The sequence below is a fragment of the Pseudolabrys sp. FHR47 genome, assembly GCF_005153485.1.
Lineage (GTDB): Bacteria > Pseudomonadota > Alphaproteobacteria > Rhizobiales > Xanthobacteraceae > Pseudolabrys.
The window spans coordinates 3,438,314-3,447,573 of record NZ_CP039740.1 but is presented as its reverse complement, the minus strand read 5'-3'; the positions used below and the strand labels follow the sequence as shown (position 1 = coordinate 3,447,573).

The 9,260-nt window shown below is 63.4% G+C and carries 11 protein-coding genes; 5 read left to right on the top strand and 6 right to left on the bottom strand.

Annotated elements, in window-relative coordinates; translation table 11 throughout:
- The first annotated feature begins 21 nt into the window (after positions 1-21).
- Positions 22-936 carry an MBL fold metallo-hydrolase gene (locus E8Q40_RS16860; RefSeq protein ID WP_137045642.1) on the top strand — a complete coding sequence of 305 codons (915 nt, stop codon included), beginning with the start codon at positions 22-24 and terminating at the stop codon, positions 934-936.
- Between the two features lie 3 nt (positions 937-939).
- Here the strand turns inward: E8Q40_RS16860 and E8Q40_RS16855 are convergent, their stop codons facing one another.
- Entirely contained in the window at positions 940-1,773 is an 834-nt protein-coding gene (locus E8Q40_RS16855) for a DUF1499 domain-containing protein (RefSeq protein ID WP_137045641.1), read from the bottom strand.
- 116 nt (positions 1,774-1,889) lie between these two features.
- Positions 1,890-4,217: a bifunctional diguanylate cyclase/phosphodiesterase gene (locus tag E8Q40_RS16850; protein ID WP_137045640.1), complete on the bottom strand. Its 2,328-nt coding sequence runs from the start codon at positions 4,215-4,217 to the stop codon at positions 1,890-1,892.
- A 568-nt stretch (positions 4,218-4,785) separates the two neighbouring features.
- Here E8Q40_RS16850 and E8Q40_RS16845 point away from each other — a divergent pair.
- Both E8Q40_RS16845 and E8Q40_RS16840 read left to right on the top strand, forming a co-directional pair.
- Positions 4,786-5,763, top strand: a complete 978-nt coding sequence (locus E8Q40_RS16845) for a crotonase/enoyl-CoA hydratase family protein (protein WP_137045639.1) — start codon at positions 4,786-4,788, stop codon at positions 5,761-5,763.
- Between the two features lie 91 nt (positions 5,764-5,854).
- Positions 5,855-6,988, top strand: a complete 1,134-nt coding sequence (locus E8Q40_RS16840) for a putative zinc-binding metallopeptidase (protein WP_137045638.1) — start codon at positions 5,855-5,857, stop codon at positions 6,986-6,988.
- Positions 6,989-7,009: 21 nt separating this feature from the next.
- Here E8Q40_RS16840 and E8Q40_RS22025 read toward each other — a convergent pair whose 3' ends face one another.
- The 3 genes from E8Q40_RS22025 to E8Q40_RS16830 form a co-directional block, all read right to left on the bottom strand.
- Positions 7,010-7,153 carry a hypothetical protein gene (locus E8Q40_RS22025; protein WP_168197882.1) on the bottom strand — a complete coding sequence of 48 codons (144 nt, stop codon included), beginning with the start codon at positions 7,151-7,153 and terminating at the stop codon, positions 7,010-7,012.
- Between the two features lie 62 nt (positions 7,154-7,215).
- A complete protein-coding gene (locus E8Q40_RS16835; RefSeq protein ID WP_137045637.1) occupies positions 7,216-7,650 on the bottom strand; it encodes an FKBP-type peptidyl-prolyl cis-trans isomerase in 435 nt (144 codons plus the stop codon).
- A gap of 95 nt (positions 7,651-7,745) precedes the next feature.
- Positions 7,746-7,964 carry a hypothetical protein gene (locus tag E8Q40_RS16830; RefSeq protein WP_137045636.1) on the bottom strand — a complete coding sequence of 73 codons (219 nt, stop codon included), beginning with the start codon at positions 7,962-7,964 and terminating at the stop codon, positions 7,746-7,748.
- Positions 7,965-8,269: 305 nt separating this feature from the next.
- Between E8Q40_RS16830 and E8Q40_RS22365 the strand changes: the two genes are divergently transcribed.
- The gene (locus E8Q40_RS22365; protein ID WP_255473853.1) at positions 8,270-8,395 is read left to right on the top strand and encodes a hypothetical protein; all 126 of its coding nucleotides are present in this window, start codon (positions 8,270-8,272) and stop codon (positions 8,393-8,395) included.
- Positions 8,396-8,419: 24 nt separating this feature from the next.
- Here the strand turns inward: E8Q40_RS22365 and E8Q40_RS16825 are convergent, their stop codons facing one another.
- Complete coding sequence (locus tag E8Q40_RS16825) at positions 8,420-8,773, bottom strand: MmcQ/YjbR family DNA-binding protein (RefSeq protein WP_137045635.1); 354 nt, start codon at positions 8,771-8,773, stop codon at positions 8,420-8,422.
- Between the two features lie 68 nt (positions 8,774-8,841).
- On the opposite strand from E8Q40_RS16825, the gene E8Q40_RS16820 reads away from it, so the two are divergent.
- Positions 8,842-9,258: a DUF1810 domain-containing protein gene (locus E8Q40_RS16820; RefSeq protein ID WP_137045634.1), complete on the top strand. Its 417-nt coding sequence runs from the start codon at positions 8,842-8,844 to the stop codon at positions 9,256-9,258.
- Positions 9,259-9,260: the final 2 nt, after the last annotated feature.

The following is a 9,260-nucleotide window of genomic DNA, read 5'->3' as shown; positions in this document are numbered from 1 at the left end:
GCACACCGGACGCGCTCTTTCATGGCCGACGACATTCCCTTCAACAAAACCCTCGATCTCGCTCCCGGCACTGTCGACGAGGTTGCGCCCGGCGTGCGCCGTGTGATGTGCAACAATCCCGGGCCGTTCACCTTCAAGGGCACGGTCAGCTACATCATCGGTCGCGGCAAGGTCGCGATTGTCGATCCCGGCCCGGACGATCCGGCCCATGTCGGCGCACTGCTCGACGCGGTGCGGGGGGAGACCGTGACGCATATTTTCGTCACCCACACCCATCGCGATCATTCGCCGGCGGTGCCGGCGATCAAGCACGCCACCGGCGCTACGGTGTACGCCGAAGGCGTCCACCGTGCGGCGCGGCCGCTGCATATCGGCGAACTCAATCCGCTGGATTCATCGGGCGATCGCGATTTCGTTCCGGATGTGTATCTCAAGGACGGTGAGGTCGTCGAAGGCGACGGCTGGGCGATCGAAGCCGTGACGACGCCGGGCCACACCGCCAATCACATGGCTTTCGCGCTCAAGGGCGAAAATGCGCTGTTTGCCGGCGATCATGTCATGGCTTGGGCGACGTCGGTTGTCGCGCCGCCGGACGGCGCCATGAGCGACTACATGTTGTCGTTGCGCAAGCTCGCCGCCCGCCCCGAGCAGCTCTACTTTCCGGGGCACGGCCCGGTCATCCCCGAGGCCGTACGTTTTGTGAACTATTACATCTTGCACCGCCTCGCCCGCGAACAGTCGATCCTCCACCGGCTGTCCAAGGGCGCGGCCGATATTCCCACCATCGTGCGCGCGATTTATATCGGCCTCGACCCGCGCCTCACCGGCGCCGCCGGTCTGTCGGTGCTCGCCCATATGGAAGATCTGGTGGTGCGCGGCGTTGTCAAAACCGACGGTACCCCGGCTATCGACGGCGTTTTCACGCTTGCTGAGTAGAATCTAGCGCCGCGGCGTCCGCCGTGGCGCCGGCTTCTCTGCCGGCTTTGGCTCGGGCCGCGGCTCCGGCGCCTTGCTCACCGCGTCGTCGATTTCCTCCAGCAGCGCCCGTAGCCGCGCCGCATTGGTGCCGAGGTCGGGGATCGAGACGCGCGAAGCCGAGCGCAGGTCGATGCGCGACCCGGTGCCCGCCGGGGCGATGCGAATGATGATGTCCTCGCGGAATCCCATCACCAGCGACCGGGCCGTGGCTTCGATTGTGGCCTCGCGACGCGTGGCGGCCGGCGGCTGGGCGGCCGCGATCGGCCATTTGTGATTATTGATGACCCCGAGCACGACTTCGTAGGTATTGCGCGGCGGCAGATCGACCTGCAGCGGGGAGATATCGCCATAGGCAGCGTGCTGGAGCTGAGCCGTCTGGCCGCCCGGATAGGCGACATGGTTCGGCGGCCGCTGCGACGCCAGGGCGACAAAGCGCGGCGGGTTGGCGGTATCGGTCGATATGTCGTTGATGGCCGGCAACTTGATGGCGCGCTGCGCCAGATAGGCCGGATACAGCAGCAGAAGAATACTGAGCAGAAGCCCCCGGATCGCTCGGCCAAGGCCCGCGCCGCCGTTACGCCAGATCGCGACGAAGGCGATCAGGGCAAACAGGATCGCGACTGCGGCGAAGGCGAGCGCCGCCCCGAAAGTCGCCAAAGCCGGGCCGAACTCGAAGGCTCCTGTCGTCAGGATGAGCGCGGACAAGCCGCCGACGGCGAGCGCGAACAGCGACAGCCGCGACGACCAGACGGCCCAGGGCGAAAGGTTCTCTTCAATATAGAGGCGGCGCGCCACGGCAGCTTCCCGTCCGGCTCGCGCCTGGACGCGGCCTCATGCAATCGGATGTTCGGAAGGGATAAAGCCAACGCGGCTGCCGCGCAATGTCGGCTTGCGATGCCCCGGCTCGGCCGTCAGGCAACCCGGCGGATGGCGATGATCGGCTTGTCCAGTCGGGACTGGATTTCGGCGGCCGGCATCGGTTTGCCGAACAGATAACCCTGGCCTTCGTGGACACCCTGCGAGCGCACCAGGTTCATCTGTTCCTCGGTCTCGATGCCTTCGGCAACGACGGTCTTGTCGAGGCCGGCTCCGAGGCTCGCGACCGCGCCGATGATGGCGCGTGCATCGCGGCCATCGCCAAGATCGGTGATGAAGGAACGATCGATCTTGATTTTCTGGAACGGGAACTTGCGCAAATAGTTGAGCGACGAGTAGCCGGTCCCGAAGTCGTCCAGCGACAGGCTGACGCCGAGCTCGTGGAGCCGGTTCATGGTTTCGATCGTGCTGTCGTTGTCCTCGAGCAGCAGGCGCTCCGTCACTTCGAGTTCAAGGCGCTGTGCCGACAGCCCGGACTTCGCCAGCGCCGCGATCACCTGCAAACCAAGCCCCTTGTCGCGGAATTGCACCGGCGACAGGTTCACCGCGACACGCACATGGCGAGGCCAGTCCGCAGCGTCGGCACAGGCGCGGTTGAGCACCCATTCGCCCAGCGCGATGATCAGACCGGTTTCCTCGGCAACCGGTATGAACACGGACGGCGGAATATTGCCTCGCGTCGGATGGGTCCAGCGCAGCAAGGCTTCGCAGGTCGTGACGCGGCCGGTGTGCAGGTCGACCAGCGGTTGATAATTCAGTGTGAACTGGTCGTGCGTGAGGGCTTCGCGAAGGTCGAGTTCGAGCGACCGGCGCTCTTGCGCCGCATCCTCCATCTCGATCGCGAAGAATCGGTGGCTGCCGCCGCCGCTGCTCTTGGCGGCATAGAGGGCCATGTCGGCCTTCTTGATCAGCTCGTCGGCGTCGACGCCGTCATGCGGCGCCATGGCAATACCGATCGAGGCGCCGACATCGATGCGATGGCCAGCAATGTGGAACGGTTCTTTCAGCGCCTTGATGATGCGCGAGGCGAGCGCATGGGCCGCCTGCTGGCGCGAGGTATGGGTCTGAAGGATGACAAACTCGTCGCCGCCGAAGCGCGTGATCATGTCGCCGGGGCGGACCAGCGCGGAGAGACGCGACGCCACTTCCTTGAGCAGCAGGTCGCCGATCGGATGGCCGAGCGTATCGTTGACCGTCTTGAAGCGGTCGAGGTCGATGAGATGGATGACCAGATGATTGGCGCGGTCCCTTACCGCGGCCAGCATGTCGGCGATGCGTTCGCGGAACTGCGTGCGGTTGGCAAGGCCCGTCAGTTCGTCGAAGCGGGCGAGGCGTGCGATCTTCTCCTGCGCACTGTTGCGCTCGGTGACATCCTCGAAGATGACGACTGAGCCGCCGGCCGGCATCATGCGGCGGGAGATGGCGAGCGTTCGCGAGCCGTCGAGCGAGACCTGGAACTGGTCGAAATTGTCCTGGCGCAGGCCGTTGACCAGGTCGTGGACCACCAGTTTGACGCTGCCGGACGTGTGATTGCGGGCGCGCAGGCTGTGCCGCACGATCTGGGAAATGCGCATGCCGACCCGGAGCGAGGCATTCTGCAGGTGCAGGAGTTCGACGAAACGCTCGTTCCAGACCTGCAGGCGGTCATGGGCATCGAGCATGCACAGGCCGTGCGACATGTTGTTGAGCGCGGCGTCGAAGCGGTTGGCCTGTTCCTCGAAGCGGGCGGCCAGCGCCGCCTCCTTGCGCGTCATGATCAGCGCCTGGAAGATGACGTCGCGGATGCCGAGCGTGATGTCCATCATGCCGTAGATGAACAGCAGGCCGACGAAGCCGAGCACCTTGTGGATCCAGTCGGGATAGATCAGCAGCCCGATCACGATCGGCAGCATGACCAGGGTGAACTGGCCGCCGGCGATGAAGGGCCGGCCGGCATTGCGGCCGGCGATGGCCGCGGCATAACCGGTTGCGGTCGTAACCACCGCCATCTGCAGCGCGGAATTGTCGGTCTGGGTCAGGGTCAGCCAGCAGAGCAGGCCGAGCAGACCGGAGAAAGCCCAAGCGCCGTATTCATAGGACGTCTCCCAGAACCGGACATGACGGAAGGCCATGTTCTTGGCGCGCCGGTAGAACAGCGCCGACACCACCCTCATCGCGCCGACGGCCAGAATAGCAATCGACGTCAGCATGATTTGCTGGTTGTTCAGATTCCACGCCACCAGCATGCCAATGATCGAGCAATTGATCGCACCGATCGCGAGTGACGCGATTGGTGCAAACAAAGACTCGACCAATGCGGCGCGAACTTCGTTCGGCAGTTCCGCATCGGCGCGGCGAATTTGCATCAGCTGTTTGATAAGCATGGTGCTCGGCGCGGCTTCCTCTGATGTGGGAAGATTAGCTGCTGAAAATCAACACCAAGCAAACGCGTTTAATTGCCGTCGAACGTGCTTAAGAAACGTCAAGGCTGTCTGATCAAATAATGCTCAATTTGTTCCGATTCGGCGACCCGGGAACCGCGGCGATCAGCGTCGGCGACGGTATTTGGTCCCCTGTTTGGAGCGTGCCGGGAGGGTTCCGAATCGGCTTCTGCAATTTGAAGCCCAAGGCGTGGCAACCGGACGCAACAGGCGTCGGCGGGCCGCATTTTCCCGGGGCGCCAGTCTCGGCTGGTTTAAGTGTCCCGGCCGTCGGCACGGGCGGTATAGCGACCGCGCCAGCGCAATTTCATTGCCGTGGTTAATTCACAATAACCTACGGTATTTCCGTGCCTTTGGGCCGTTGTGACGCACCCGTGAATCTGCATGGCGGTTCACCAAGGTGCATTAATGCGCTGGCGCAATCTTAAGAAAGTGTTAAGGTAAAATAATCCTTAACGGGCGCGGTACGTGCCGCCCGTCGTGTTGGTTGCGTTGTAAGCGTGGTGGTCAAATGACGAGTATTGCGTCGCGCGACACCGTTGCAGGTGGTCGGTTTGTACCTTTTGCACTGCCGCCGGCGATGCAGGCTGACAGCGTTGCCCGTCTCGGCGGCCGCACGCTCGAACTGCAAAGAGCCGCTGACGCCGCCAGACTTTTCTGCCTCGAGCACCTTGAAGTTTCCTTCGATGAGAAGAGTGGTGCGTTGTGGAGCTTCATGCGCGCGAAAGGGCGTCCGAGCTACAGTCTGGCTTTGCTCGACGACATTCACGCCATGCAGGACGGCATTGTGGCGCGATTTGGTAGCCAGCCGAACGAACTGCGCTACCTGATAGCCGGCTCGCGCTCGCCCGGTGTTTTCAGCCTCGGCGGCGATCTCGACCTGTTCGCGACTTGCATCCGTAACCAGGACCGGCAGGCGTTGATCGATTACGGCAAGTCCTGCGTGCGCGTGCTGCACCGGTTTCACACCGCGCTCGACCTGCCGATCGTCACCATCGGCTTGGCGCAGGGCGACGCGCTCGGCGGCGGTCTTGAATCGCTGCTGTCGTTCAATTTCATCATCGCCGAGCGGACGGCAAAGTTCGGCTTCCCCGAGACCTTGTTCGGTCTGTTTCCCGGCATGGGCGCCTACAGCATCGTCGCGCGGCGAGCGAATGCTGCTTTCGCCGAAGACATGATGCTCAGCGGCCGCACTTATACGGCCGACGAGATGAAAGAAGCCGGCCTGGTCCATATGGTGGTGGAGCCGGGGCAGGGGATCGAGGCTGCGAAGGATTACATTGCGCGCAGCCAGAGCCGTCACGCCGGCATTCGCGCTGTCTATGAGGTTGGCCGGCGCGTCAATCCGATGCCGCTCGACGAGCTCGACGACATCGTGCGGATCTGGGCGGATTGCGCGCTCAAGCTCAGCGATCGCGATCTCAGGCTGATGCAGAGGCTGGTCGCGGCGCAGAACCGCCTGCCCAAGCAGTTGCAGGCCGCCGAGTAGACCGGGCGTAACTGGCTGCGGTCGTTGGAACCCGTTTGGGGGATGGCGTTGCTGTGAGCATTCCTCCAACGCCGCTTCCATCAATTCAGTCATGAAACTGTTCAAGTGCCAGGCCTGCGGCAACATCGTCTATTTCGAGAACGTGTCCTGCGAGGTCTGCGGGCACCGGCTCGCCTATCGCCCGGCGCAGACCGATATGACCGCGATCGAGCCCCTCGGCGGCAATGAGTGGAAGCCGCTCAGCGCGCCGGATCAGCGCCGGCTGCTCTGTGTAAATGCCGAGCATGGCGTGTGTAACTGGTTCGTGCCGGACGAAACGGCCGATGCCTATTGTCTGGCCTGCCGTCATAACAGGACCGTCCCCGACCTGACGGTGCCGGGACATCTGGCGGCGTGGCAGGCGCTGGAGATGGCCAAGCACCGGCTGTTCTATTCGCTGATCCGCTTCAACCTCCCGCTGACGACGATCATCGATGATCCGGCGCGCGGCCTCTCGTTCGAATTCCTCGCGGACGCGCCACAAAATGGTAGTCCCAGGGTGATGACCGGCCACGACAATGGCAACATTACCATCGCGCTGGTCGAGGCCGACGATGCCGAGCGCGAACGGCGCCGCGTCGCCATGGGCGAGCCGTACCGGACGCTGCTCGGTCACTTCCGCCACGAGATCGGCCACTACTACTGGGACATCCTGGTGCGTGATGGCGGCAAGCTCGAGACCTTTCGCGACATGTTCGGCGACGACAGTCAGGATTACGGGGAGGCGCTGCAGCGGCACTACAGGACCGGCGCGCCGCCCGACTGGCAGGACCATTTCGTGTCGCAATATGCCAGCGCCCATCCGTGGGAGGATTTCGCTGAAACCTGGTCGCACTACATCCACATCGTCGACACATTGGAAATGGTCGCGGCCTCGGGCATGTCGGTAAAGCCGAAGGTCGACAACACCGGCGACTTCGCCGCGAAGGTGACGTTCGACCCATATCGTGCCGACACCATCGACCAGATCGTCGACGCCTGGCTGCCCTATGTGTTCGCCATGAATAACGTCAACCGCTCGATGGGAGCGCGCGATCTTTATCCGTTCGTGTTGTCGCCCGCGGTGATCCGTAAGCTCGGCTTCATCCACGAACTGGTCCACGACCGCGCCGGCCGCGAGCCTGCGACGTCGCTGGCCGACGCGCTGCTCGGTGGTTTCCTGCCGTGGAAGCGCAAGGCCGGCTGAGCAACTGCTCACGCCGCCAATTCACGCCTTGTCGAAATTGCGGCGCGTCGCCTCGATCTCCCGCCGGCTTGTCTGCCGTCGGCGGCCCGCGCGCATGACGCCGTAGACGAGCGCGCCCAGCAGCAGCACCGTGCCGACGCCGTAGAGAAGCTCCTGAAGACCCATGTCGTCACCTCCTTCGCTTTAAACGAAGGAGGTGACGAGGCGTTCCTGAACCGGTTGTCGCGCTACTTCACGCCGAGCAGTTCGACGTCGAAGATCAGCGTCGCGTTCGGCGGAATGACGCCGCCGGCGCCGCGCGCGCCATAGCCGAGGTCCGGCGGAATGATCAGCGTGCGCTTGCCGCCGACCTTCATGGTGGCGACGCCTTCGTCCCAACCCTTGATGACGCGGCCGGCACCGATCGGAAATTCGAAGGGCTCGCCGCGATCGACCGACGAATCGAATTTCTTGCCCTTCTGGCCGTTCACATAGAGCCAGCCAGTGTAGTGCATCACGCAGGTCTGGCCGCGCTTCGGCGTCGCGCCGGTGCCGACCTGGATGTCCTGGATCTGAAGGCCTGAAGCAGTGGTCATGGTTTTTCCGGTCTGTGCGGTGGCGGGGAAGGGCGCGATGCTCGCGGCCAGCGCGGCGAGCAGGGCGGCCCGGCGGGTGATTGGCATTCCGGCGCTCCTTACAAAACGCGGCGCCGAATGTCGGCGCCGCCGTGGCGGCCTTGTAGCCGAGCTGCCGCGATTTCCAAAATCGCGCGCTGGCCTTATGCCGCCGGACCGCGCTCGCCCTCGCCGGGTGGCGGCGGCGACAGAAAGCCGGCCGACTGTGCGTCAGCGGCGGTCAGCCTGCGCGGATAATCGGTGCGGCAATCGACGCAGCGGAAGAAGCAACTGAAGCCGTCGCCGCGCGGGGCGCGGTGCATCTCTTTCAATCGTGTTTGGCCGCCACAGACGGGGCAGAGGGGCGGCAGGTCGATATTCATGATCGGTCCCTCCGTTCTCATCGCGCCCTGTCGGCGCAAAGAAGCTGTCGTCGCGCACGATGGGCGCGGTGCGTTGTCTCCTGGTCTCGGGGATTGTCCGGGCGCTTGGCCCGGCTGACAGATGTGCTGGAACAACGCCATCAACGGAACATTGGTGCCGTCACGTTCCGTTACGGATGGGGGAATTGGTGATGACGTGCGAGGGAACTCGTGAATTAAAAAAGCGACCTGGTCGCGGCGAGAATGCGGCGCGAATGAGCGAGTATGTTGAAGGACGAATGTCGCCCGCGCCGGGAATGGGTTAGATGTCGACGCGTACCGATGCGTTGCTGTTGCAGGCAGAAACCGGCAAAATCACCTGCATCCAACATCCCCATTGCGGCCGGTTGTCACCCGGCGCGGGCTTGTCGGTTGAACAAGCGGCGCGATGAGTCGTTCCAGCGAAGATGTTGGTTTCAACCTGAAGCGCGCGGCTTTCGCTTGGCCTTTGTCGGCAGCGCGTGCGCATGCGCCATCTCGAGCGCCGACTGCAGTTCGGGAATCGTGAGTTTCGAGAGCGTCGCCGTGGTCCAGCCCTGCTTGCCGAAGGCATTCGGCACCGGCGTGAAGGCATCTGCCGCGACCGTGCATTTAAGTGCCTGTTCGTCCGGCGCGAACTTAAAGTTTGCCGTTTCGCCGTCGGTAGCGAGCGTCACATAGATGCGCGCGACCTTGAAGGCGGTGCGATCGAAATGAGGCGCCTCGGTGGTGCCGTTGAGCGCCAATGCCAGTCGGCGCAGATCGGATGCTTTGGCCCAAGCCTTCGCCATTGTTGAAACTGCCTCCGTCAACGTGCGACGATAGGAGACGACTTTAGCCGCACGGCGAACCTAGCGATATGGCGAACGACGTTTTCAATCTCCAGCGCTTCGTCACGGCGCAAGCGCCGGTCTATGCCGATGTCTGCGAGGAACTGAACCGCGGGCAGAAGACGAGTCACTGGATGTGGTTCATCTTTCCGCAGATAGCGGGGCTGGGCATGAGCGCGATGTCGCGGAAATACGCCATCTCCGGCCTCGACGAGGCGCGGGCTTATCTCGCGCACCCGGTGCTGAGTCCACGCCTCATCGAATGCACGAAGCTGGTCGGCGAGTCGGGCCGAACAGTTGAGCTGATATTCGGCTCACCGGACGACATGAAGTTCCGTTCGTCGATGACCTTGTTCGCCAAGGCGCAGGGGCAGGGTGTGTTCAGCGAGGCGATCGCGAAATACTGCGGTGGTGTGTTCGATGGGGCGACGGTGGCGAGGCTCTGAAT

Bases quoted from the DNA above. Each gene is read 5' to 3' on its own strand.
- E8Q40_RS16860 (WP_137045642.1), top strand. From the start codon at position 22: ATGGCCGACGACATTCCCTTCAACAAAACCCTCGATCTCGCTCCCGGC.
- E8Q40_RS16850 (WP_137045640.1), bottom strand. From the start codon at position 4,217: ATGCTTATCAAACAGCTGATGCAAATTCGCCGCGCCGATGCGGAACTG.
- E8Q40_RS16845 (WP_137045639.1), top strand. From the start codon at position 4,786: ATGACGAGTATTGCGTCGCGCGACACCGTTGCAGGTGGTCGGTTTGTA.
- E8Q40_RS16840 (WP_137045638.1), top strand. From the start codon at position 5,855: ATGAAACTGTTCAAGTGCCAGGCCTGCGGCAACATCGTCTATTTCGAG.
- E8Q40_RS22025 (WP_168197882.1), bottom strand. From the start codon at position 7,153: ATGGGTCTTCAGGAGCTTCTCTACGGCGTCGGCACGGTGCTGCTGCTG.
- E8Q40_RS16835 (WP_137045637.1), bottom strand. From the start codon at position 7,650: ATGCCAATCACCCGCCGGGCCGCCCTGCTCGCCGCGCTGGCCGCGAGC.
- E8Q40_RS16830 (WP_137045636.1), bottom strand. From the start codon at position 7,964: ATGAATATCGACCTGCCGCCCCTCTGCCCCGTCTGTGGCGGCCAAACA.
- E8Q40_RS22365 (WP_255473853.1), top strand. From the start codon at position 8,270: ATGTCGACGCGTACCGATGCGTTGCTGTTGCAGGCAGAAACCGGCAAA.
- E8Q40_RS16825 (WP_137045635.1), bottom strand. From the start codon at position 8,773: ATGGCGAAGGCTTGGGCCAAAGCATCCGATCTGCGCCGACTGGCATTG.
- E8Q40_RS16820 (WP_137045634.1), top strand. From the start codon at position 8,842: ATGGCGAACGACGTTTTCAATCTCCAGCGCTTCGTCACGGCGCAAGCG.